At 40.1% G+C, this 26136-nt stretch carries 18 protein-coding genes and 1 pseudogene; 6 read left to right on the forward strand and 13 right to left on the reverse strand.

Features of this window, described 5'->3' with window-relative positions:
• The first annotated feature begins 376 nt into the window (after positions 1 to 376).
• Positions 377 to 2323 (forward strand): calcium-binding protein, encoded by a 1947-nt coding sequence (locus tag GNF10_RS09280; RefSeq protein ID WP_185584930.1) that lies wholly within the window; start codon positions 377 to 379, stop codon positions 2321 to 2323.
• Positions 2324 to 2627: 304 nt separating this feature from the next.
• On the opposite strand, the gene GNF10_RS09285 is transcribed toward GNF10_RS09280, so the two are convergent.
• Entirely contained in the window at positions 2628 to 3506 is an 879-nt protein-coding gene (locus GNF10_RS09285) for an Rpn family recombination-promoting nuclease/putative transposase (RefSeq protein WP_185584931.1), read from the reverse strand.
• Between the two features lie 160 nt (positions 3507 to 3666).
• Complete coding sequence (locus tag GNF10_RS09290; protein ID WP_185584932.1) at positions 3667 to 4968, reverse strand: dihydrolipoamide acetyltransferase family protein; 1302 nt, start codon at positions 4966 to 4968, stop codon at positions 3667 to 3669.
• 428 nt (positions 4969 to 5396) lie between these two features.
• Between GNF10_RS09290 and GNF10_RS09295 the strand changes: the two genes are divergently transcribed.
• A complete protein-coding gene (locus GNF10_RS09295; RefSeq protein WP_185584933.1) occupies positions 5397 to 5921 on the forward strand; it encodes a hypothetical protein in 525 nt (174 codons plus the stop codon).
• Between the two features lie 62 nt (positions 5922 to 5983).
• Here the strand turns inward: GNF10_RS09295 and GNF10_RS09300 are convergent, their stop codons facing one another.
• The 6 genes from GNF10_RS09300 to recQ all read right to left on the reverse strand — a co-directional run bounded on the left by GNF10_RS09300 (position 5984) and on the right by recQ (position 15157).
• Entirely contained in the window at positions 5984 to 6433 is a 450-nt protein-coding gene (locus GNF10_RS09300) for a YlqD family protein (protein WP_012412623.1), read from the reverse strand.
• Between the two features lie 42 nt (positions 6434 to 6475).
• Positions 6476 to 8425 carry a long-chain fatty acid--CoA ligase gene (locus GNF10_RS09305; protein WP_185584934.1) on the reverse strand — a complete coding sequence of 650 codons (1950 nt, stop codon included), beginning with the start codon at positions 8423 to 8425 and terminating at the stop codon, positions 6476 to 6478.
• A gap of 1244 nt (positions 8426 to 9669) precedes the next feature.
• Complete coding sequence (locus GNF10_RS09310) at positions 9670 to 10371, reverse strand: hypothetical protein (RefSeq protein ID WP_185587826.1); 702 nt, start codon at positions 10369 to 10371, stop codon at positions 9670 to 9672.
• Positions 10372 to 11123: 752 nt separating this feature from the next.
• Positions 11124 to 12317 (reverse strand): MFS transporter, encoded by a 1194-nt coding sequence (locus GNF10_RS09315; RefSeq protein ID WP_185591945.1) that lies wholly within the window; start codon positions 12315 to 12317, stop codon positions 11124 to 11126.
• Positions 12318 to 12329: 12 nt separating this feature from the next.
• Complete coding sequence (locus tag GNF10_RS09320) at positions 12330 to 12902, reverse strand: Uma2 family endonuclease (protein WP_185586792.1); 573 nt, start codon at positions 12900 to 12902, stop codon at positions 12330 to 12332.
• A 95-nt stretch (positions 12903 to 12997) separates the two neighbouring features.
• Positions 12998 to 15157 carry a DNA helicase RecQ gene (recQ, locus tag GNF10_RS09325; protein ID WP_185586794.1) on the reverse strand — a complete coding sequence of 720 codons (2160 nt, stop codon included), beginning with the start codon at positions 15155 to 15157 and terminating at the stop codon, positions 12998 to 13000.
• A 113-nt stretch (positions 15158 to 15270) separates the two neighbouring features.
• Here recQ and GNF10_RS37825 point away from each other — a divergent pair.
• Positions 15271 to 15408: pseudogene (locus tag GNF10_RS37825) on the forward strand (type II toxin-antitoxin system HigB family toxin); the annotation flags it as partial.
• Positions 15392 to 15820, forward strand: coding sequence for a type II toxin-antitoxin system HigA family antitoxin (locus GNF10_RS09335; protein WP_185586796.1), 429 nt, complete (start codon positions 15392 to 15394; stop codon positions 15818 to 15820). The pseudogene GNF10_RS37825 and the gene GNF10_RS09335, both read left to right, overlap by 17 nt.
• Positions 15821 to 15859: 39 nt before the next feature.
• Here GNF10_RS09335 and GNF10_RS09340 read toward each other — a convergent pair whose 3' ends face one another.
• From GNF10_RS09340 to GNF10_RS09350, 3 genes are all read right to left on the reverse strand, one after another.
• Positions 15860 to 17422: an AAA-like domain-containing protein gene (locus GNF10_RS09340; RefSeq protein ID WP_185586799.1), complete on the reverse strand. Its 1563-nt coding sequence runs from the start codon at positions 17420 to 17422 to the stop codon at positions 15860 to 15862.
• Positions 17423 to 17724: 302 nt separating this feature from the next.
• Complete coding sequence (locus tag GNF10_RS09345; protein ID WP_185580713.1) at positions 17725 to 19110, reverse strand: AAA-like domain-containing protein; 1386 nt, start codon at positions 19108 to 19110, stop codon at positions 17725 to 17727.
• 221 nt (positions 19111 to 19331) lie between these two features.
• Positions 19332 to 19994, reverse strand: a complete 663-nt coding sequence (locus GNF10_RS09350) for a class I SAM-dependent methyltransferase (protein WP_185584663.1) — start codon at positions 19992 to 19994, stop codon at positions 19332 to 19334.
• 656 nt (positions 19995 to 20650) lie between these two features.
• Here GNF10_RS09350 and GNF10_RS09355 point away from each other — a divergent pair.
• Both GNF10_RS09355 and radC read left to right on the forward strand, forming a co-directional pair.
• The gene (locus GNF10_RS09355; protein ID WP_185584665.1) at positions 20651 to 21589 is read left to right on the forward strand and encodes a phosphoribulokinase; all 939 of its coding nucleotides are present in this window, start codon (positions 20651 to 20653) and stop codon (positions 21587 to 21589) included.
• Positions 21590 to 21806: 217 nt separating this feature from the next.
• A complete protein-coding gene (gene radC, locus GNF10_RS09360; protein ID WP_185584661.1) occupies positions 21807 to 22538 on the forward strand; it encodes a DNA repair protein RadC in 732 nt (243 codons plus the stop codon).
• Between the two features lie 235 nt (positions 22539 to 22773).
• On the opposite strand, the gene GNF10_RS09365 is transcribed toward radC, so the two are convergent.
• Complete coding sequence (locus GNF10_RS09365) at positions 22774 to 24327, reverse strand: hypothetical protein (RefSeq protein ID WP_185592256.1); 1554 nt, start codon at positions 24325 to 24327, stop codon at positions 22774 to 22776.
• A gap of 207 nt (positions 24328 to 24534) precedes the next feature.
• On the reverse strand, positions 24535 to 26082 hold the full coding sequence (locus GNF10_RS09370; RefSeq protein ID WP_185580306.1) for a sodium:proton antiporter: 1548 nt from the start codon (positions 26080 to 26082) through the stop codon (positions 24535 to 24537).
• Positions 26083 to 26136 lie beyond the last annotated feature (54 nt).

Below are 26136 nucleotides of genomic sequence, written 5' to 3' on the forward strand. Positions count from 1 at the left end.
ATCTGCTGACAGAGTGATAACTTATTAATTGAAGTCTTATAACTTCACTGGCAAATTTAACAGCCATTAATTGTTTGACATATTTGGCGAAATTAGTATTGGCTCTAAAGAGTATTCATAAGAGCCTGAGATGATTTATTGCTCTAACGTGTGCAGTTTCCAAGGCTAGAGATATTTCTGAAAAACGTTAGACAACTATTAAAGTATTACCAGTAAGCCCATCAACTGGGTCAATTTCATAAAAAACTGGTGCCGCCTCATAGCGACACAAAGTCTACCGATGGTGCAAACTTTCGGTTAATCATTAGTGCATTACAACAGCACTAAATGCCAATTAAAAACTGCATAAAACTTTGATTTAAAGGGAGCCAAAATCATGGCAATTATCAATGGTAAAGATGACAAAAATTACCTTGATTTTCTCTATGGCGGTAACGAGAATGATATTATCATGGGGCTTGCGGGAGACGACAACCTCTATGGAGGCTTAGGTGATGACTATCTTTATGGTGGTAATGATAATGACAAACTTTATGGAGGCTTAGGTAATGATTACCTCTATGGTGGTGAAGGTAATGACTATTTAAACGGAGAAGAGGGTAATAATAATCTTTATGGAGAAGCAGGTAATGATTCCTTCTATGCCGCCAACTCTTCTGGGAACAACCTTTTAGATGGTGGGGCGGGAAATGATGAACTTTACGCTTATAGCTCAACTGGAAGTAACACTCTCAAAGGTGGAAGTGGAAATGATATTTTAGATGTTTCCTTCTCTTATGGAAAAAATATCTTAGATGGTGGTTCTGGGGATGATAGTCTTTCTGCCCGCTACGCCGTAGGAAACAATACCCTCCAGGGTGGAACCGGAAATGATTATATTGGAGCTAATTTGTCTGCTGGTAATAATGTTCTCGACGGAGGTGATGGAAATGACACCCTTGACATTAATTATCAATGGAAAGGCAAGAATACAGTTTCAGGTGGAAACGGAGCAGATACTTTTTATGCCTATGAAGTTCAAGGTTCTAACACTTTAAATGGTGGTAGTGGTGATGACTCTTTTTATATTAGTAGCCCAGAGAATATTGTCTATTCTTTGGTAACTCAAACAGTTGATGGAGGCACAGATAACGATTACTTGTACATTGACTATAGTAATGCGATCGCAGGCATCACCTCAACATACGACCCTAGTACTAACCAAGGTTCCATTACTGCTGATACAAATCAAGTACGCTACAAGAATATCGAACGATTAGAGGTTAAGGGTACAGCATATAACGACAATATTGTAGGCAGCAATGGCGACGATACACTCAACGGCGGTAATGGTGGCAATGATACCCTCAAAGGCGGTGCAGGTAACGATCTCTTACGTGTTAACGACAATTCACGTAATAATAATACCGTCTATGGTGGTACAGGTAACGACTTTTTATATGCAGAAGCTACAGGTGGAACGAGCCTACTAGATGGTGGCGATGGCAATGATTATTTATCTATTGCTAATAGCTACTCCGGCAACTTTGGCAGGAGTAATACCCTTGATGGTGGCGTAGGCAATGACACCTTAAATGCTAAAGCTACCTATGGCGGTAACTTCCTGAATGGTGGCACAGGTAACGATTTCATTTACGCAGACTCTTCATCTGGTACTAATATACTAGATGGTGGCGATGGAGATGATTATCTATCTGCTACTGGCGCTGTCTTTCACTTCGATAACACGTTTTTTACTTTGAAGGGCGGTATAGGTAATGACACCTTAAATGCTAACGGTTCATTTAGTACTAATATACTAGATGGTGGTACAGGTAGCGATCGCTTAACTGTTGAGTATTCATATAAGAATAGCTTGCTAAAAGGTGGCGATGGTAATGATTATTTATCTGCCTTTGGTGCTGACGGTAGTAGTACTCTCAACGGTGGCAACGATAATGATACTCTAATTGGCGGTGATGGGAGTGATGTATTGATCGGTGGTGGTGGTAATGATTTCCTGACTGGTGGTGCAAATCAAGATACCTTTGTTTTCAATAGTTATAATGAAGGGCTTGATGTTATCTACGACTTCGGTACTATTGACCACATTCAAATATCTGCTGTGGGTTTCGCTGGGGGTTTATCACCAAGTTCAATCCTCCCTAGTCAATTTACCCTCGGTACAACTGCAACAACAAAAGATCAGCGATTGATTTTCGACAGTAGCTCAGGGGCGCTTTACTTCGACCAAGATGGCAGCAATAGTGGATTTGCTCAGAAAAAATTCGCACAATTGGATGGTGTATCTTCACTAAGCGTCAGCAACTTTGTAGTTGTTTAATCCATTTCGGTTTTCCTGACATCAACGCAACCCAAGCTTTTCGTGAATTAACTGTTTCTCCCTAGTAGTGTGCCAAGGCAACAATGTTTGGTAGTACATCCATTTTTTTGATGGCTTCAAAGGGAGAAACAAATCAAGCGATCGCCTCGACTATTTGAGTCCATATTTCGATCATCGAGCGGACACGAGAACAATTTGTCATCGGTGGGTTAGATTTTGCACTTAAAGTAGAAACAACAGAACAAGGTGCTTGGTATGAAAATCTGGCTTTTTTTGTAACTGGTAGAAATGTTTAGAGCAAACTCTAATTTTCTATTGTATTGAGCCAATTCATTAAATCAGCCTCACTAGCAAAATCTAGTAATACTTCACCCAAGTTTTCTAACTGAGCTAGGGACAACTCTTGCAAGCGAGATTGTAACTGAGAATTAATTGAACCAAGCCGACGAGTTAATAGACGTATCACTAGCCTTAGTTCTGATTGTCTTCCTTGTTCAATACCTTGTTCAATACCTTGCTCAATGCCTCGTTGTCTACCTTCTTGGAGCCCTTCTTGGAGAATTTCTTGATAAATGGTAGATTCTCTCATATCTTCTCTCCTCAAAAACTGACGAATGAGTTCTGGCTCGAATACCAACCCTGCTAGAAGTTGGGTACATACCGAGATGCTCTGCTTAGTGGCTGCTTCTTCAATCATACTCACCTGAACTGCTACTTGTTGCAGTAAGCTTTGAGGAGAATCTGTTCGCGCCAAAGTTGCCAGAGGTAATAAACCAGGAGATAACAATAAAGGTTCTGGATCTTGTTCCCAAATTCTGATGACGCGGTAACGGTGGCTAGTATTGCGGGCAGTAAATTGATCTACAAATACAGCTTCTGAATTTGTCGGTTTAAGAAAAATCACTACCTGCTCGATATCACAATTGTATTGTCGATATAGCCGCACCCAATAATCCAACATCCGCAGTGGCAAGGGTGGAGTCGATGCTGGTAAGGTTTGAAACTCTAAATGCAGTATTTGATTGGCAGTTTGCAAAAAGGTTACTGAGTCGGCACGAATTGGTTCTTGATTTAATTCTGTTTTGAGAATCTGGATATTCCTTGCCTCAGATGCAAGTAAGTAGCGAATAAAATCTTCTGGATACTGCTCAACCAGATATTTCAGGGTGTTATCGTATGTCACTGTAACATCGGTTTGGACATAAACTCATATAGAGACGTGATATCGCTACATGGTTTGCTCATAAAAATTTAAGTTTAGGTGTTGTTTATTGTTAGCGCTACTCTACGGAAAAGGCTGCTCGCTCATAGCGCTAACATTTAAATTTGGTGTTTTTTCAAAACTACAGTGTCAAAGATTGAGGATTTGTCTCAATTAATTTTGCTAAATCTTGCAAGAACGCCGCAGCATGGGCACCGTAAATAATCCGGTGGTCAGAAGTAATATTAACTTGCATTTGTTGCCGCACGGCAAATAAACCGTCGGGTGTTGCTACTACTTGCGGACGCGATGCCCCGATCGCTAAAATTGAACCTTGTCCAGGCGGCAAAATCGCATCAAATTTGTCTACGCCAAACATCCCCAAATTAGATAGGGTAAAAGTACCACTGTTGTATTCTTGGGGTTGTAGTTGTTTTGCTCTGGCACGTTCTACCAAAGACTTCCAAGTACGCGATAGAGAATAAATATCCACTGCGTCTGCGTTTTGCAGCACAGGTGTAATTAATCCGCCATCATCCATCGCTACGGCTACGGAAATGTTGATATCAGAATGATAAACAATACCCTGGTCTGAATAGCTAGCATTTAACAATGGGTGTTTTTGCAATGTCACTGCTACAGCTTTCGCCAGTAGCGCTGTCATTGTCACGCCTTTGGATTTAATTTGTTTATAAAGTTTGTCTAATCCGTCAGTGGTAATTGTATAACCGACACGGAAGACGGGCACGGATATGGTTGCTACCATGTTCCGCACTACGGCATTTTGGAAGGTAGTTAGAGGTACGATTTGACCAGGAACAGCAGCTACCACTGGCGCGGGTGCTGGTGTGCGAGGTGCTGGGGATGCAACAGGGGCACTGGTTGGTATAGCTGCTGGTGGGGCAACTGGGGCAGTAGCGGGTTGTTTGCCCTTATTGGACAATGCTTCTACATCTTCAGCGACAATACGACCGTGGGGGCCACTGCCTTGGAGTGTAGTTAAATCAACTTTGAGTTCTTTGGCTAATTTGCGGGCACGGGGTGAAACTACAAGTCTGCCTTCTTTGTGATTAGAGCCGTTTTGAGACGCTAAGGCAGGTGTTGCAACTGAGGCTGTGGCGGGGATTGGCTCAGGGGCAGAGGTAGTAGTAGCAGCAGCACCGCCGGAATTGGCAAGAGATTTCGCCTGTTCAATTTCAGCTTCAGTTTCGGCTATGAAGGCGATCGCAGATCCTACCGGGGCAGTTTCACCAGCTTCAACTATGATATGGGCAAGAAAGCCTTCATAAAAGGTTTCTACATCCATATCTGCCTTATCTGACTCTACAACCACCACTGTTTCGCCTTTTTCCACTTTGTCCCCTGGCGATTTCACCCAGGAGACGATTTTGCCTTCCGTCATGGTGGAACTCAGCGCCGGCATAAATACTTCATGAATGCTCATAGGGTGGTTTGGAAATCAATGGTTTATGGACTTTAACAGCTTTCATCAGATCGAATTGTATCTTGGCGGGAGAGTTTTGGGCTGGAGATTTTATATTTTAGATTGGGAATTGGGAATTGGGAGACTACTCTCACCTTTTTGTACAGACGCGATTAATCGCGTCTCTTAACCCCAGGAACCTAAATATGAATTGGAGGTCTATAATACAGGGCTATCCCCAAGGTTAGCTAATATCTCGATCTCGTTTTAATCGTTGAGTTGCAAAAAACACCACGAGTTTCTTATAGATTAAATGAAATTGCTATTTATACTTCCTCATACCGAATGCTTCAGATACAAGAGCTTCTCATAGATAGAGGATATGGGATGCAGTTCAATCTAGAATTCAAAATTGGTAATAAACCTATTTGAAATTCCTGTTTACTTTTATGTCGGCAAAGCTAAAATTCTTTTTGATTCTGATACTAGGTATCTTTGCCACTGCTGGCGCTGGAGTATATATTACCCAGCGCCAGCAATCTGCACCGATTGTTGAGACTAGTTATGGGCAAACCCAGCAGGTGAGAGCAGTACATCAATCTCAAGAGATTGTGGCATACCCAGACCGCTCTAACTATAAAACCATACCCTTAGAAAATATCAACTCATCTCTCCAAGGAAGCGATCCAGCTACCCTCGCTCTGAATGCCTTTGGCAGCATACCAGCAGTGGGAGGAACGCGAAAGGTAGAGGTAGCTTATCCACAACGAAATCAGGCTTTAGTGACGATTACCCAATTCAAGCGGGGTGATGATGCAGTTAGTGCAGTTAAATATCGAGTTGAGATGTCAGCCTTCGGGCGATCGCTATTTATTAGCTCTCCTCCAGTCTGGCAGATAGTTTGGGCTGGCTCCCAGGTAGAATGTTCGGCTGGGAGCCTCTCCCGCACTAAGTTAAATCATATTTGTCATTAGTCATTGGTCATTAGTCATTGGTCATTGGTCACAAAACAAATGACAACGGACAAATGACAAATTTAAATGTCACCGCGAATCTCTTCTACAACGCCGTCGCGCAGAACGATTTCTACTTGCATTTTGCTAATCAGGTTATCTCCTATCTCTACCCGGAAAAAGCCTTCCATTTGGAATTGGTTGACTTCCTGATCTTGTTGAAGAAACTGCACTTGCTGGAGATTTTGCAGCAACTGATTTTTTTGTTCTAGAAATTCACTTTTCTTTTGATTGACTTGGAGTTGGATATTGTCAATTTGTTGGAGAGTTTGGGGCCCGGGTGGTTGCAGACTCTGCTTTTGAATTGCCGCGATCGCTCTTTGTCCTTCTACGTCTAGCTGTTGCAGTTGCTGATCGAGTTGATTGATCTGGGTTTGCAGCTGCTGTTGTACTTCCTCTTTCCACAGGGGAGTCACAATAACTTTGACGTTAACGACGCGCTTCAGAAGCAAATTAGATTTGGAGACATCCATAAATATTTCACGTTCACTCTTTACAGTTGGGAGGTGGAATTATCAGGCAAACATGCCGTCAATAATATCGTGATAACGTTCCGTGACGATATGTCGGCGAACTTTTAGTGTTTGTGTCATCAAACCATTTTCGATAGAAAACGGTTCTAGAATGAGTTTGAATGTCCCAATGCGGTCATCCGGTCGATAGCCTGGACGATTTTGCACTTCTCGATTCAATTCTTGCCGAAATAAATCCTGGATCATTCTACTCTCCCAGTCAATTTGTTGACTAGGTGAAGAAGTGGCCGGATTATTCTGCACCCATTTTTCTAAGGCTTCAACATTGGGGACAATTAAGGCTCCCAGGCTGCGCTGATCTTGACCGACGAGCATAATTTGATCGATGTATGGCGATCGCAAACACGCGTCTTCGATCGGCTGCGGCTCGATGTTTTCCCCGTTAGTCAATACAATCGTATCCTTTGCTCTGCCAGTCAGCACTAAGTCGTTTTGTGGTGTCAACCAGCCCAAATCGCCGCTATCAAACCAACCTTCAGCATCAATTGCTTTCGCTGTCGCTTCCGGATTTTGGTAATAGCCTTGCATAATTTGTGGGCCCCTCAACAATACTAAGCCTCGCTTCTCTATTGGCAAAGGCGCTTTTGTCTCAGGATCTACGATTTTAGCTTCTGTAGCAGGGAGTGGTAGTCCTGATGCACCAATCAAATTTCGCCAAGGACGGCGCACATGGGTAACAGGAGAAGTTTCTGTCAAACCATAGCCTTGCAAAATCTGCACACCAATAATTTCAAAGAAGTTATCGATGTGTCTAGGAAGCGCACCGCCACCGCTAATCATCTGCTTGACGTGTCCTCCTGTGGCTTCTCGCACCTTGGCATAAACTAGTCGTTTTCCCAAGGCGTGGAGGGGTAATAAAGCCAATGCTTGGATCTTAGCTGCTAATCGTTCGATGGCTGAGGCATGAAGATTATTTAAATCCAATCCCTGAGCAATTCGCCGCGCTTTGATATATTTGTCGCTAATGCCCAACAAAAAGTTAATTAGGCGCTGTTTTTTGGCTGGTTGTTCGCGGAACTGCTTTTGCACTCCTTCATAAATCGATTCCCAGAGGCGGGGTACACCCACCATGTAGTTGGGTTTAAATTGCCTCAAATCTCCTTTCACGGAGCGCAAGTTAGTATAAATTTGCGTGCAACCCTGAGATAAAAGGTAATATTCAACAGTCCGCTCGTAGCTATGCCACGAAGGTAGGATACTGAGAACAATGTCGCCTCCATTTGGTTGTAATACTGTCCCCATAGTTATCACTTGGTGGAGCAAATTGCTATAAGACAGCATTACACCCTTCGGTTTTCCTGTAGTGCCAGAGGTATAAATTAGGGTTGCCAAAGCATCACGATTTTGTTTAACTGGCACAAAATTATGGTTTTTCCCAATTTCGATCAACTGTGCAAAATTCAGCACCTTTAGAGTTTCGCCTGTTGGTGGTGCTTCATCTGAAATTAAGATTACAAACTGAATTGGTAAATCGTTGAGACGGTCTTGCAGTTTTTTAAGTGTCTTTAAATCCTCAACAACTATTGCCGTGCTACCGCTATTAGCGATGATAAACAGCAATTCTTCTTTTTCCGCTTGGGAACTACGCACCGCATCAACGGCACCAGCAGTCATTATGCCTTGATCGGCAATAAACCACCGGGGACTGTTATCAGAAATTAAGGAAATGCGATCGCCTCGCTTCACTCCTAACGCCTGTAACCCAGCAGCAAACAATTGTATTTGCTCCGCTAACTGTGTATAAGTAATCACAATTTCTGGTTTGGCGTGAGGGCTACGGAGGGCGACAATATTACCAAATTGTTGAGCTGCTAAAGGCCAAATTTCTGGTAGCGATTCCACATTTGTGTAATCTACCAAGCGCTTTAATGCCTCACGTTCTTGCTCACTGATGTTAGATAAAAAAGAAGACGCGGTTTGGGTTTTTGACATAACACCTTACCTAAATATTGTAAATTAATTGTTTTTCCAGTTTATTTTGTTATCCCGCTACAATAACCGTCCTTATTATCCACATTCCCTTCTGTGTATAATAATTCCAGAAATTCCACGTTTATATTTACAAAAATTTATGTTAAAGTTATTTTACATAGAGTGCAAGCAATAGATGGACTGAAGGTCAATCCTACACATAATATTATGTTTGCACCTCAAAACAGCAATCGCCTATTTTTCACAGGAGATGATTACCTATGAATTTGATAGACGCTATACTGCTAACGCTGCTCAATATTACTATTTGCATAGCGTTTCCTAAGCTTGTAGCAATCTTTCTGGCTGATAAAACCAAACCGAATGGGGTGTCGCGAAACGGTTCAAAATTACAAACAGCCAAAATTGGACTTACGAGTTTTCCTTATTGTACAGCGTACTCATTAACAGGTAGTCAATACTGCAAATTCAGTCCTGATTTTTGTTCCAAGTGTTCTCCAAATTGATGGATTGTTTGCCAACTTGGAAAAATTTATTTTTTTCCAACACCTATATTTTTGCATTCCAAATGATAGTTTATACGTCTACTTCTGCAAGCGATGTCTACGATGAGCTACGCTAACGCTCATTCGACTATGATTGCTGAAACTCTTATGCTGTAAGCATTTATCATTTTCACACAACCTTATTGAACAGTACGTACATAATTTCACAGTGCGATCGCGCCGTTCAGTAGGGCACTATTTCAAGTGTAATAATTGCGACTTACATAACCCCGGCTTCTGAAAGAAGCCGGGGCTCTTGTTTATCAGAAATGATTCAGGATTGCTATAAACATTACAAAAACTTGATAGATCGCATCTTTTGCCTTAACCTAAAGAGTATTACTAAGCCCGCCAAGACTCGAAATGCAAGGCTAAAAACTACTTGCAACTCTTAGGCTTCCACTATACCTTGGTTTCCTTGCCAGAGCTTAACTCAGTATAATTACTAATTTAAGTTAGAATACATATATAACTAATTCTCTTTTTTGCCCATCTTTCTGTTAAGAAAGATGTTTATAATGGATAGCTTTGAAAGGGATTTAGGGGGATCTAGAACGTTTTGTTACCGAGAAGAAAACTTTTCAAACAACCTCTTAAGAACCAGGGAACTAAGCCACCCTTAAAAAGGGTGACTAGGGGGTGATATTCCGAGTTTAAATACCAATTTATAGATGGAAAATTTTCTTGATTGCAGACTATTTATCGATATTCTTTTTCTGGTACTCTAAAAGCTGCATATTTCCATTCATTACCTTCTAAATATTCAATTTTAAACTCTCCTTTAGTCACTAAACTAATATCTTTCAGTTGTACTATTGCATTTTCTCCTAATAAAACACATTCAGAGTTGCTAGTGGAAGGTTGATTTGGTGTTGTAGTTATTTGGTTAATAACTTTACGCTGTAATTCTTGATATTGTTGCTCTGTTATTAATTTAGAATCGTATAATTTTTTTATATCTCTTAGTTGGGTTTCTATATTTGAGCCACCTTGATTTGCCACATTACCTACTTGACAAGAATCTGGCTTAAAAGCAATTTTTCTAACAGGATGATCCCACCATTTAGAAACCTGAGTTAACCAATTAGTTGTTCTTGTTGTATGTACTACTTTTACTTGATTATCAGTTATTTCTAAACGAACCCAATCAGTGGATCTTTTTTGAATCAAACCAGCAAATCCCCAAGACAAAACACTTCCTACTGAAACTCCAGAATCTGCTAGACGAAGCTTTATAACTCTAGGTTCTATAGCTTGTGCTATGTTAATTGGAGTCGAGGCTATAGAGCTAATATTATTAGCAAGGAAAGCACGATTCTTTTCTGTAGCACTAGAAGGCTTTACTGCTGTAGAATTTGCAAGCAATACTGCTACTAGCAAAATGCTAACTTTTTTGATCATGATTATTATTTGTTCTACTGAAAAACGTGTAAATTAGTAGACTATAGTAATTAATTCCGGCTTGTCAAGAAAATAATATTTAAGGCTAGCACTTTCAAGGTGGCTCTTAAAATCTCTGCTTTATCCTATGGGCTGCGTCAGTTGCTACAACGGGGGGAACCCCTGGAACGCACGAGTAGTTTAAAAGTAATTTATTGAACCACAGAGGCGCAGAGAAAAGCGCTTAAATAGTAATCTGTAGACTAAAATCTTTACCCGCCTTGAAAGGTCTAGTCTTAGAAATTATAAAAATCTATTTAGTTAGCTTATATCCAATAAAAGAAATCAAAATGCTGTTTTTGAGCAAGTGTACTAATTTTGCTGCAAACTAAAAATATAGTAAACACCATTTTGAAATAAAGGCGATCGCACATGAGTTTAATCGATGGTATATTATTGACGCTGCTAAATACTGTTGCTTGTCTTGCGCTGCCTAAATTGCTAGTAATTTTGTCTACGAAAAGGCAAAAGACTGCAACATCAGAAGTTTCTAACTCTGAGATGCCCAGTTTTTCGTAATATAAGCTGATTGTCTTTAGATATCGCCTTGATGAGGAGAAAATTTAGTTATTGGTGCAAGGCGATATCTTAAGGAAAGTTATATATCTCTTTTTGGAAAAATGAATTTGCATATTTCCCAAAAATAAATTATATTGTTACTATTAAAAAGATTTATAGCAGCTTAATTTTACTTTGTTGGCGCGGATTATTTGTTATTCTTTATTCGTTGTTGTTATAGTTTTTTTAGGTCTGACAATAATAAAGAATCCAAGCAAAGTAAAAGCTAACATTTGCCAAGTTACCAAATTCCAGCCACCAAGATTCCAGCATAATAGACCAATGCTAGTACCTACAGAACCGCCGATAAAATAGGTAGTCATGTAAACTGTGTTGATGCGACTGTTCGATTGAGGATCAAGAGTGTATATTCTTGCAACATTGGTGACTTGCACTGCCTGTACACCTATATCTACTAACAATACAGCAACAGCGATCGCGATCGCTGAACTAGAAGCAATTTTAGCAATTACTAAACTTGCAATCACCAGCGATACAGCAATAGTCAAGGAACGTTGCGAGTTACCTCGATCGGCTAGTTTACCAAAAACTGGTGCCATCAATGCACCTGCGATCGCCACAAAGCCATACATCCCAATTGTGTCAGATTGAAAATTAAAAGGCGCTCCGCTTAAATGGAAAGTCAGCGTTGTCCAAAATGAACAAAAGACACCAAACAATAACCCACTAATTAAAGACGCTTCTCTTAATAATGGAAAACGTTTTAATTGCTGAAAAGTTGAGCTTAATAATTCCAAATAATAACCATTAAATTCATTTTTTACATTAGGCAAATATCTTTTTAGCAAAACAATAACAATTAAAATCATTACTGCCGAAAATCCATATACATAACGCCAACTCAACCATTCAGTAATATATCCACTAAAAACCCTTGCTCCTAAAACTCCAATCAATATACCAGTAAAAATGTTGCCTACGGTTTGGCCTGTAGTTACTCTATCTATACTTGCTGCTAAAGGTAGAATAATCTGAGCCGAGACTGTCGTAATTCCAATTGCTACGCTCAATATCCAAACTTCGATGATGTTTTGTGAAAACGTCATGCCTATCAACAAACAAAACAAACATATCAGTAAGGAAAGAATTAATTTTTTCTTATTGATTTTATCGCCCAAGGGGATTAGAAAGAAAATCCCCAAACCGTAACCAACTTGCGTAAGCACGGAGATGCTACCCGCTTCGCCTTCAGTGACTCGAAAAGATGATGCAATATCTTGGAGGATTGGCTGATTATAATAAACATTAGCAACACAGACACCAGATGCGATCGCCATAATCAGTACCTGGAGTTTAGTTAATGCGTTACTTGAGATTTGTTTTTCCATTCCACCTAAAATTTATACAGGAAAAAACTGGTCTACAGTACAGCTAAAACCAGGCAATAGCGGAGAATTTATATTATCACTACTAAATAAGGTTGCTACCAAGCTAAGTTGACTTTGTTCGCGTCGATAGACCTCTAGTTTACGCGATCGCCAATCAGCAATCCAATATTCTTTTACTCCTCTGGAAGAATAAAGTTTAAGTTTAGCTTCTTTATCTCGTCTTAGGTCTTCCTTGCTAGCAGACAGAACTTCGACTACTAAATCTGGTGCGCCAGTTAAATGTCCCTGTTCATCCAACATTACCGCCAAGGTTTCCTTAGTAGCCCAAACTACATCAGGAATCACATTATCTGATTCTGAAAACAAAACGCCGGGGTTGATTACAGCTTCTCCTAAACCAGTAGAATCTGACCAAAGATCAAGTTGTAGAAAAATCTTGCCACAAGTTTGCTGATGCTTGAAATGAGATGCCCTACTGACAAATAATTCTCCATCAACTATCTCGTAGCGCATCCCTTCATTTTCTGGTAATAATTCCACATCCTGAGTTGTCCAGCGTACTCCTGTATTAAGCATCTGACTCATTAGGTAACTCCTTTAATCTTGCTTTTGTATTTTAAATAAAATAGAATTCATCATTCATACTAATTGATGCTGTATTCTGTGTTCTTCTTCAATCATCACTTGCGATTGTCGCGCCGCCACTTACACCGCACTAAGCGAATTTCATCAAAAGTGTAGCTTTCGCCTAGTTGCTCTTTGATAGGAGTGAGGGAAATATCACCGAGTACTTCTAAAACTTGCCAAATTTTTTGTTGATGTTCTAAAGGTACTAATTGATTTAAATCAACTGGCTGATTTTTCTCAATTAATTTTTCTAAATGATTGCTAACTGTTGCCGGACTAAGGTTCCGCTTTTTGGCAATTTGAGCAATATTTAAACCTTGTTGATGCAATTGTAATGTCTGTAATTCGGTGTAAGAAGAAGATGATTTGGCAGAAGATACGGAAGTAGCAGATTTATTTTGCAAACCTTTTTCTTGGCGGTAGGCGCGAATTTCTGTAATGAACTTTTCGCCATATTGAGCGAGTTTGTGACTACCTACACCAGAAAGTTTGGCAAATTCAGCTAAGTTTTGGGGTTGCACCTGTACCATCAATTTTAAAGTGGAATCGTGGAAGATGACGTAAGGCGGTACAGATTGCTCATCAGCCAATTCTTTACGTAGCGATCGCAACTTCTGTAATAATATCTCTGCAACTTCTGCTTTTTCACTCCCCTGTTCCCAGGTAATCTTTTGAACTGTGGTTACAGCTAGGGAAACTGTGCGTTGTTTTCGCATTACTTCCCAACTGTGGGCATTTAGTTTTAAAACTGAGTAACCATCGCTAGTTTGTTCTATTAACCCTTGATGTAAAAGCGATCGCCCCAACATTCGCCATTCATCTAGAGTTCTATCTTTACCAATACCGTAGGTAGAAAGTTTATCGTGTTCGTACTGAAGAATTTTGTCTTTTTTTGCCCCCCGTAACACATCAATTATGTGTAGCATCCCAAACCTTTCTTTGCAACGCGCTACACAAGATAGAAACTTCATAGCTTCAATTGTCCAATCTTGCATGGGTTTGGGATGACGACAATTGTCACAGTTACCGCAATTGCCAGGAAACCTTTCGCCAAAATAACCCAGTTGAATCGTTCGCCGGCAATCAGTGCCTTCAGCGTAATCGATCATTTGTCGCAGTTGTTGTTTAGCAATCAACTGTTCTTGAGGATCGGTTTTTTGATCGATACTCCATTCAATTGTTTTAACATCACCAAAGCTGAAAAAGATTGTACAGCGAGATGGTTCTCCATCTCTACCGGCTCTACCCGATTCTTGATAATAACTTTCTATATTTCTGGGCATATCAAAGTGAACTACCAGCCGCACATCGGGTTTATTAATTCCCATGCCAAAGGCGACTGTTGCTACCATCACCCGGACATCATCTCGAATAAATCGCGTTTGATTACTACTACGTTCTTCATCAGTTAATCCGGCGTGATAAGGCAGAACACCAACCTTATCATTTTGTAGTTTAAAAGTGAGTTCATCAACTTTTTTACGAGTTAAAGAATAAATAATTGTCGAACCTTCAGTTTCTCGAATTAGTTCTAATAATTCAGCGTAAGCATATTTAGTTTTAGGACGAACTTCGTAATAAAGATTTTCACGGTTAAAACTGGCAAGATGAATGCAAGGTTGCTTTAGTCCTAGTTGTTGAATGATATCACTACGGACGCGATCGGTTGCTGTGGCAGTGAGGGCAACAGTAGGAACATCAGGATAGCGTTTCCGCAGAGATTTTAACTGACGATATTCTGGACGAAAGTCGTGTCCCCATTCCGAAACGCAGTGCGCTTCATCAATAGCAAAGCTAGAAATACCGATTTTTTCTTTAACTAAATCGAGAAACGGGAGAAACCTTTCACTGAGGAGACGTTCCGGGGCGACATAAAGTAATCTGACTTTACCTGTGAGAATGGCTTCTTCCCGCGATCGCACTTGGTAAGCATTCAAACTGCTATTGAGAAATGTCGCGTTAATATTATTATTTCGCAGTGCTTCTACTTGGTCTTGCATCAAAGCAATTAACGGCGACACCACCACAGTTAGTCCATTTTTCAACAATGCTGGTAGCTGAAAACATAGAGACTTTCCCCCGCCAGTCGGCATCACAACCATTAAATCTCGATTTTGCAGCGCATCTTCGATAATTTGCCGTTGTCCGGGGCGGAATCTGTCATAACCGAAGTGATATTTTAGCGCTTGTTCGAGATGGGGATACTGAAGCATAGCGATCGCTTTTTCGGGGGCTGTCTGCGTGAGTAGTTATTGAAGATATCAGAATTTTAACTCACATCACCGGCTGCTTTGGTCAGGGCTGCATTTCTGGAGTGCGTCGTATTACAGTGTTTAACATCAAAGGTAATAAATATCGTTTGATTGTAGATATTAGATATTCCAGCCAGACAATTTTTATTAAATACGTTCTTACCCATCCTGAATACGATAAAGAAAGGTGGAAAGATGATCCCTACTTCTAGTCAAAAAACCTATACTGATTTGCTGATTCAGTATCAGCCTAAACCCATTAAAACAGAACAGGAGTATAACAGAGCCTTAACAGCAGTAGAGGGGATGATTTCTGGTGAGTTGGCAGAGGCTGAAACTGCGCTTTTTGAGTTGTTGGTTCTTATAATTGAGAATTACGAGGAACATCATTACTCGATGGGTAAATCAAAACCTGTGGCTACTTTGGAATCCCTGATGCATGAGTTTGATGTAGAACCAACTTCTTTAGTCGAAATTTTTGGCTCTGTTAAGATTGTTAAGGAAGTGGTTAATGGTCAACGGAAAGTTACCCAATTTGAAGCTGAGTCCCTAGCTAAGTTTTTTAATGAGCAATATTATGGGCTTTCCCTAACGGCTCTTGACTTTGGGCAGCGAGAAAATTGAAGATTATGTTTTTACACATTTGGGATTATCCCAATTCAGTTAGCATCTACCTAACCGAGGATTTGCATTTATTACTTTGCCCTGATGCTTTACTTGAGTGCATTTTAACTGTGATTCTAAAGCATCAATCTTTCGTAAAAGCGAGACTCCCCACATTATAGAAATCACCAACTTGATTGTCATACCCGCTAGCAAGAGTGTGACTATTGTGGAAGTTTTCTTTTGTTGAGCTAATCTTTTTTGTTGTTCTGCAAGTCGTGCTTCAACTTCTTTGGCACGTTCGGCTTCTAATGATTGCTGCATTTCTCGCCGATCTAATTCTTCACTAGCAGCTAAAAATCGATAATCTAAATTGCTCAAGCTTTTGCCATGTGCCCAGGTTTGGGCATCAATCAAGGCTTGTCCGCGCAATAGGCGAGATTCATCATTTTCCTTTGAGGCTATCCACGCATTGAAGGTTTCATAGTAGGGGCGCAGGTAAGCTAATTTTTTTCCAACCCATTCTAAATTGAAAACTTCTTCATAAATTCGGTTTTTGATTTGGAGAAAACCTTGCTTTTTAACCACTAAGCCAGACAGCAATAGTTCTACTTGTTCTCGACTATCATCGGCTGGTACTTCCACTCCTTGGAGGATTTGCTGATAAATTCCTAGCAATCTGGCGGCAATTTGTTCGTTTCGGAGGATGCGATCGCGAATTGTCCGCAAATGCTCCGGCTCATCTTGTGATTCCCATTGATCGATGATGTGCGATCGCACCACATTTTCTATCCAAAATTCTTCTGTACCAGGGGGGATTTTTAACTTCCTACCCACATCATCTTGAGATAAACTGACAAGTAACCGACACAGCTTTTGAGTCAAAAATGGTTGCCCTTTTGTCCAAGCTAATACTTCCTTCAAAACTTTTTGGGGATGATTGTCTTTAATATCCAGTCCTAAAGATAGTGGTTGAGCTTCTTCAAATGTAAAGCCATTTACTCGGATAGCTTTACCAAAATTAAACTTTGTAATGTGATTTTGATATAAAATTAAGTCTGAAGGTGTAGCAACACCAAACATTGCAAATGTAATCCGCTCATACTCTGGATCAATTGCTCGTTGGTTATAACAAAACCGAATCAAGCTAAAAAAATCATCCACAGAGAAATCGAGACCGAGAATACTATCAATTTCATCAATAAAAATGAATAGCCTTTCGTTAGGAAACTGAACTAACAGAATTTCTGAAATAAACCGACTAAGTTTCTGAGCCAAAGAAATATCACTTTTTTCTTGCCACCAGGTTTTTAAATTGACTTTTCCTAACAGTTTAAAACCCAGCCACAAATCGCCTATAACTCCCTTATACCACTGTTCTGGAGTTATATTTTCGCAACCAATATTAGTCATATCAACGGTGACACATCGAAAGCCTTCTTGTTGCAAGCGATGTTTGGTTTTTACCATAAGTGAAGATTTGCCCATTTGCCTACTGCTTAAGATGTAGCAAAATTCACCCTGCTTTAAGGCTTCGTAAAGTTCCACATCCGCTTTGCGCTCAACATAGCTAGGAGCGTCACTGGTTAAAGTGCCACCAACTTGATATCGATAACTGTTCATTTGATTTAAAATTTTAAATTAGTTCTCGTTCTTAATAAATAAATTTCTATCGGAACAATTGATAAAATTCATATTAAACCTCGTCTACCTTGAGAACCGTAGTTTTGTAGCTTGGGTACAGTGATAGCGTAACCCAACATAAATAAGCATAAATAAAGTGGTAATGTTGGGTTACTTTTCACTCCACCCAACCTACATAAATATATCTTTTAAAAAACTCTAGGTTTCAACATAGATGAGGTTTAAGAACGAGAATTACTTATTTTGATTATTTATCTTTCAACAGTCTACCAGAACAATTACTATCCTGAGTGCTTTCCAAGCTGTTGGCTAAAGTAAAGGCGATATAACTCACACATAACATGAGCTTGATTACCGTTGAGTTTAACCAAACCCATACTTTCTAGCTTGTAAGCAGCGATCGCGTCTAGCTCTACTTTTTCATCTGTTGCAATTACCTGTTGCATAGCTGACATTAATTTTGGGTCTTTTTGCAGTAAGCTCAACAGTTCCCGTAAATGCTGACTATAAATTCCCACTGGTGTAGATGCAGTTTCTAGTAATACCTCTAATGTCATTTCCTCTTGACATAGATGATAAAGCGCAAGGCTCACCAAATAAGGATGTCCTCCTACCATTGCTTGTAGGGGTGCAAGGCGTTTTGCGCCTTCGGAGCCGTCTGCACAATTTAGTCCATAAGACAATGCTAAATTCTGTACCTGATTGAGAGTCAATGGTGGGAGCGTAATTGTGATCCCAACATTGAAAGGCGATTGGTTAAGCTTTAGTGGAATATATATTTCTGTGGTGTGAACTACCACCATCCGTAGTTTTTGCCAGATTTGATCCTGCTTTGCTTGTTCGTGCCAAAATCGCAGCATTGGCAAAAAATCTTGGGCAATATTGGGATGTTCAAAAACTCGATGGACTTCATTCAAAGCCAAAACTAGAGGACTATTATCAATGTATTGCAGTAGATATGCTTCAAAATAGATTTTGCAGCTTACTTTGCTGCCCATTTCCGTATCCCAAAAATCATCTAGAGAGGGAAGGAGATTTAACTGTCTGCTGACATTGACACAAAACCAACGCAAAAATTTATCAAGAGAACCAAAAACGTCTTGATCGGCTTCTTGAAAGTCCAAATAGACGATTTGATAACCTTGCTCTCTAGCATAAGCAATCATCCGGTTGAGCAGTGAACTTTTCCCTGTCTTTCTAGGTGCTTTGATTCGGATTAAGCAACCAGGGTATAAAATCTCGTTACAAACAAGTTCTTCCAGAGGAGGACGGTTGATGTAAAGAGGAGAACCCAGTGGTACGGGGCCGCTAGGAAATTCAATCTTGCTTGCTGAAAACGAGTCTGGAGACACCATTTCTAAGTTAGGTTCTTCACTGAATTTTTGTTGGCTCTGATTTTCCCGATCGCCTATTTTTTCTTGCAGGTATTTCTTCAAGGCTAAATGCAGATTTTTTTTGGTTATTTTTTTCCCAAGTGCGATGGAAAGGTCTTGCCACAACTCAGAGCCAACTTCCTTGATATAATTGTCGCGGTAGCCTGATTCCTCTGCCATTTCACCATAAGTTTTGCCCAACCACGACTGAGACAGCACAAAGCACTGAATGGAAGCAAGAGGCTTATCTTGCAGAATTGTTTCTACTGCTTGCAGAATATCTTCCACGGACATTAAAATTTAAACAATTACTAGATATAGCTATCTATTTTGATCTATTAATAATATACAACCGAATAAATACTTAAAAAAAGAAAAATAAATTTCTAAAAATACAGTTTTTTAAACTATAATTTAATGTTGCTTACTTCAAAAAGCTTGCTTATTTTTAAGCAAGATTAGGGAAAGTCAAGTATTAACCTAAGCGGATTGGGTTTTGAAAAGTTAGAAAGACATCAATTTTTCAGTGCCAGAGTCAAACCATCTGCGATCGCTACTAAACTCAGACTAACTCGCTGGTCTTGATGCAGCTTTTGATTAAAGGCACGAATCCTTTTAGTTCTATTATCCTGTACTTTGGGGTCGGCAACCCTGCCTGACCAGAGTACATTATCGATCGCAATCAGTCCCCCTCTTCGCACTAATTGCAGCGATCGCTCATAATAACCATCATAGTTGCTCTTATCTGCATCGATGAAAGCAAAATCAAAGGTTTCCGCTTCTCCCTTTGCTAGTAACCGATCCAAAGTTTCCAAAGCTGGGGCAATGTGCAGTTGAATTTTATCTGCCACTCCCGCTTGCTGCCAATAACGCCGAGCGATCGTTGTAAATTCTTCACTCACATCACAGGCTACCACCTTGCCGTCACTCGGTAACGCCAAGGCTACCACCAGGGAACTATAACCTGTGAATACCCCAACTTCCAGAGTTTTTTTTGCTCCCAGCAACTGCACGAGTAACGCCAAAAATTGCCCCTGTTCAGGAGCAATCTGCATTCTACCTACTGGATGCTGGGCTGTTTCTTGCCTCAATTGGGTTAAAATTTCTGGTTCTCGAAGAGAGACTGATAGTAAATAGTCATAAAGGTTTTGTTCGAGTCCTAGTGTTTGAGTAGTCATAACGTGCCTTTTTCTTTTACCTAAATCTCCCACACTAATTATCTGTTTAAAGTCCGCAACTCAAAACCCTACGCAGCTGCCAATGCTAACCAAATTCTCTACTGTACAGATCCAATAGCGACGACTGTAGATCGGCACTTTCCTGCACCAACGCCGTCAGAATCGGGAGGCGTTAATAGCTTCGATCCGGCAAGCGTCGTGCTTTATCAAAATGGGACGTTGATTCCCTGCGATCCACAGGGGCAAACTGTAACCCCCTGCCCCCTTGCCTCTTTTGACTCATCAGCTATGTAGATGGCATTGAGAGGCAGATGGCGAAGCCTCTCGAAGAGAAGGTTTAATATATTCGGGGATTCAATACCATACTTAATTGGGGCCACAAAACAAGAAAATTTGGTGGGGGTCTTAAACCGCAAGTTCGCTTTGGTCACGGGCAAAGAGCAGAAAACAGTATTCCAACTGAAACTCCTGCCTTGTCTGCGACACGCTGCGCGATCTGCCCTCTGCCTTTCTTGATAAACCAGCGCATAGATATTTTATATGTAGAGATATTGCATACCAAGGCTTTGCTTGAGTTACTTGCCTAAACCCTTCTAGAATTAAAACTATTGTAGGGAAATTGTATTAATAAACTTACTTTTATTCTGGGAGGTATGATGAGCCGTCCAATAATTCTTGGTATTGTCGGCGACAGCGCTGCTGGGAAAACAACACTAACGCGGGGAATCGCTCAGGCACTCGGCCCAGAAAATGTCACAATCATCTGTACAGATGATTACCACCGTTACGATCGCCAACAACGTGCAGAAATTGGCATCACTGCCCTCCACCCGGACTGCAACCATCTGGATATTATGCAGCAACACCTGTCGCTGCTACGCACAGGGCAACCAATTCTTAAGCCAGTTTATAGCCATAAAACAGGGACATTTGAGGCACCTAAGTATATCAAGCCAAGTAAATTCGTCATTATTGAAGGATTACTCGGTTATTCTACTCGTGCCGCCCGTGATTGTTACGATGTAAAAGTCTACCTTGCGCCACCTGAAGAATTACGTGCTAAGTGGAAAGTCAAGCGAGATACCCAAAAGCGGGGTTACACACCTGAACAGGTTCTAGCAGAACTAGACAAACGCGAACCAGACTCAGCACAATTTATCCGTCCACAACGGCAATGGTCTGATATAGTCATTAGTTTCTATCCACCCATCGATGAAGATGATGAAACCAATGGACACCTAAATGTCCGCCTGGTACTGCGTCCGACAATTCCGCATCCAGATTTCACTCCAATTACCAACTCTAGCTATGGCAATTCTGACTCAGCCATCCGTCTTGGGCTGGACAGGGATATGTGTAAGCCGGTAGATGTCTTAGAAGTTGATGGTCATGCCACCTTAGAACAGGTAAATAAGCTAGAGCATATTATTTGTTCTGATATGCCCCATCTACAAAATATTTGCGATCGCGAAAGTAATCCCGAACTGGGTAAAATTGCTGGTACAACCGGGGAAACACTGCAAAGTTACCCTCTTGCTCTGACTCAGCTAATTATTACCTACCACATGCTCAAAGCAACGCAAATTTATCAATAATCAGGGAATATGGAGGGGTTTAACGAACATAGCGTAGTTTACCGCCGTAGGCATCGCCCTAAATCATATTATTTTTAGTTTTTTCTTTGAAAGTTGCAAATGAAATTACCCATATAACCTTACCAAGGTTAAAGATTTTCTCAAATAAAGGTGATTTTGACAGCAAACAAGGGATAACTAAGGATAGTTTGATGCGTGGTGACGATTTTCTTTGTTTATGACCTATTGCCTCAGAATTGCCGACCTACCTACAAATGAGCGTCCGCGTGAGCGATTAATGACGCATGGTGCCAAAATTTTAGCCACAGCAGAGTTAATCGCAATTCTTCTAGGCACTGGTCAAGGCCCAGGAAAACTATCTGCTGTGGGTTTGGGACAATTTATTTTGAGCGAATTAGGCAAACACCAACGCGATCCTTTGGCGGTTTTGCGAGAAGTTAGCCCCGCAGAGTTGATGCTAATTTCTGGTGTTGGCCCGGCCAAGGCAACAAGTATATTAGCAGCAATTGAATTAGGCAAACGCGCTTTTCAATCTCGACCGAATGACGGAACATTGATTGATAGCCCACTTGCAGCTGCTGCTACCCTCAGCCAAGATTTGATGTGGCAGACACAAGAACGTTTTGCAGTAGTGCTATTAGATGTTAAGAATCGCTTACTAGGTACGCAAGTAATTACCATTGGCACAGCAACCGAAACCTTAGCTTCTCCCCGTGATATTTTTCGGGAAGTTATTCGTCAAGGTGCAACGCGGGTAATAGTTGCCCACAATCACCCTTCTGGGAACCTTGAACCTAGCCATGAAGATATAGAATTGACGCGCCAGTTGTTAGCAGGGGCGCAGCTTTTGGGCATTCCGGTACTAGATCATCTGATTTTGGGTAATGGCAATCATCAGAGTTTACGGGAAATAACAACCTTGTGGGATGAACATCCGCAAGGCGATTAATCATTATCAATATTTAGATACATTTGCCCTGATGGAGATCATGATCATCTCAAACGTCTTTGTCTATTGTCTATTTTTCTATACTTTATGCTTCATATCAGGTTCGGTTAAACACTTATAGTATCTGTAGTATCTGTAGATTGGGTGAAGAACGAAACCCAACATGTGATCTAAGCTTGTGTTGGGTTTCACTCCGTTCCACCCAACCTACATTGATAAATTTTATGATAAGTAATCACCTGAACTTGATATCATCTACCCAATAAAGATAATATCGTTCATCATCCACCCAGCTTCTCTCAAAATCTTTGATCGGAACAATCTTTAAATCATTGCGTTTGACGTTCAGTTTTTTATTTAAAATCAGCAAAATTTTCTTTTGCTCATCTTGATTTTTGAGTAAAGAATTAATTTGGCTTAATACTTCATCTTGTTCGACATCTTTACGACCTTTTTTAAATAGTGTAAAGCTTCCCATTTTTTGAAGCTGAGGATAGTAAAACTTTCGATGTAAATAACCTGACAAAGGAGCCATGTTTGCATCTCTGCTGGCAACAATAAACTCATTACTTAATCCAGATTTTTGAATATATTGAGCTGTTTCCCGACTGGCAGAAAAAGGTATAATTAAGTCTCTTGAAAAACTATAAATGCCTCCAAAAAACTGTGTATAAAGAATCAGCATTAAAGTGATATTATGCCATTTGTTTACAAATGCAATTGAATTTGGGCGAACATAAAACTTGTTGAGTAAAAGTGGAGAATCTTGATAATAACTTCCCAGCCAGAGAGCCGCTATAAAAACTAAATATAAATGCCCAAAATGCCGAGGCATACCGAGAAATCTCAAATATGTAAAGGCAAATATTACACAATTGCCTAAAATGTAGAAAAAGATAGGAATCGGCTTTTTAGACAATTTAAGCAAAGTTAAAACTATAACAAATAGAGCAATTAGCGCACAAACAATTAAATCTATCCATCTTTTGTGTGCAGGAATAATTAATAAATAGCTACCAAATATTCTACCTATGCTCCTCAAAAAATGACGCATATCTAATTTAACTATCCAACCATTATTTAACCCACCATGAAGATAACTATCTATTGGAGGAGTAAGAATATAAATGGATAAAATAAAAGAAAAAATAATAATTGAAATACTTAAAAATAAGTCGTGTTTTTGGCTCTGACTAAAATACTGCTGGCGATGTTTACTATCAAAACAAAATTCAGCTAGCAAAGTTAATGATAAAGAAAATGATATGAGTAAACCATAAGCACTACTATTTGCTAATAAAGCCAATAAAATTGCCAAATACGCATAGGTTTTTTTTCGGGATGAAAAAATTGTACAGAATGTAAAAACGAACAACATACTGAAGGCATAATTTCGAGAAATTACAAGATATTCATAAAAAGGGAAAAACCCAAAGGAAAACAGAAATTTTTGTTTATAGTTAAAAGGGCTATATAGGCAAAATACAACAACTGAAGCGACTGTAATTGCTAAATGAAATATTTGCATAATAATAGGATTATCTACTATTTTTCTCAGAATTGCCAGAGAAAAATACCAGAGAACAGGATGACCCTCATAATGAATATTTGCAATTAAATCTCCAAAAGATTTACTATCTCTGACAATAAGCCAAGGATTTAGTTCATCTCGCCACATCGAATGGTTGAGAATACCTATTAAACCAAGAACAGAAAAAACAATGATAATAAACCAAGGAGAATGTAAAGGTAGTCTCGAAGTATATTTGATGAGGTTTTTGTTTATCATTGTTAGTTTAAGCTGAAATTTATTCGCATGAAAATTGTATACATTTATTGACCACTGAATTAAATAAATTTTCAATGCTACTTAACCAATAATTTATTAAATATTAAGAAAATTTGACAATTTGACCTACGGACAATTTTGATTGTCTGAGCAAAAATAGCCTATAGATGGACGGTAAGAGGTCAACCTTATTGTTGATTATTCTTTCTACAAAACATCCTCAAGCATAGATGCTAATTCTTTATTTAACCGACCAGACTTAACAAATTCTGCATAAGTATCTGCTTCAATTGCCAGCAGTTCTCCTCGGAATTGTTCTGTTGTAAAACTCTGAAGATTGGGATATTCATCTTGTAATTTGTCAATTTTTGCCCGTAAATCTGCAAGTTCACTTTTGATTAGTGTCTCCTGATAACGGCGAAATTCTGGGTCGATGCCGGGGCGTTTGTCTGCCTGGAGGTGTTGCAAAACGCGTTCTAAGGCAATATGACGGGCAACTAATTCTAAATATTGCTCACGTAAGGGTGCATCACCTAGCAAATTGAGTTTTTCTAGCAAAGGTTTGATGGTCAATCCCTGAACAAGAAGAGTAAATAAAACTACTCCAAACACCGTAGCGATGATTTTTTCTCGCTCTGGCAGTATAGTCGATACGCTCAATGCCAGGGCAATGGAAACGGAACCGCGTAACCCGCCCCACCATAGGATAGTTTGTTCTGGTAAAGAAATATCCGATTTGGTGATGCTAGTACTCAATTTGCTGAGAATCAAAAGAGCAACTGCCCGCATCAAAATCATTGCTGCTACTGTCACCATAATGATTTGCAAGTTTTCGCCCAAACTAGCAAAGCGGATTTGGTCGCCAATCAGCAAGAAGACAATGGAGTTAACAAAGAACGCCAAAAATTCCCAAAATTCGGAGACAATAATCCGGGTGCGGGGATTCATGCCGATACGAGAGCCAAAGTTGCCTAAAATCAAACCTGTGGTGACAACTCCAATTACCCCAGAACCACCTAAGTCTTCAATAATTAGGTAAGTGCCGTAAGCAGAAACTAGGGTTAAGGATTGTTCTACTAAGGGCAAATCGAAGCGCTGGGTGAGGTAGGAAATCCCAAATCCAATGAAAGCCCCCACCCCTACACCGATGCCAACAACTGTGAATAACTGCAATAAGATGGGCTGGAATTCCAATTCCACAGTTCCCAAAGATAAGGCCACCACAAAACTAAAGGCAACTACAGCCATACCATCATTGAATAAGCTTTCGCCTTCCATTAAGGTGGTAAGACGACTACCTACGCCGAGTTGACGGAACAAAGCGGTGACAGAAACAGGATCGGTTGCAGACAGGCTGACGGCGATGAGTAAAGCTGTAGTTAGAGAAATACCAATGAATTGATTGAGAGCGATCGCTACTCCGGCGATCGCAATTACCACCCCGAACACTGCATACAGGCAAATCGGCACTAAATCCCGCTTCAGTTCTGGCCATTTCAAATTCCATGCAGCTTCAAACAACAGGGGTGGTAAAAAAATGAACAAAATTAATTCGGGGGAAAGGGTTACTAAACGGACATCAACAAACGCCAAACCTAACCCAACAATCACCAGTAGTAAGGTGTAAGGAATATTGCGAAACCAGCTAAATACCTGCGGTAGTGTCGCCACACCTAAAGATACCGAAAGTACCAACAGAAACTGCTTGAGATTATTTGTAATGACTTCCTCGGCGATCGCTGATTCAAGTACCATAAGTAAATTCCTGGTATAATTTTACATTTATCGTCATCTGACTATTTTCAGATG

Origin of the sequence: Nostoc sp. UCD121 (genome assembly GCF_014222285.1) — a bacterium.
In the GTDB taxonomy this organism is placed as follows: domain Bacteria; phylum Cyanobacteriota; class Cyanobacteriia; order Cyanobacteriales; family Nostocaceae; genus Nostoc.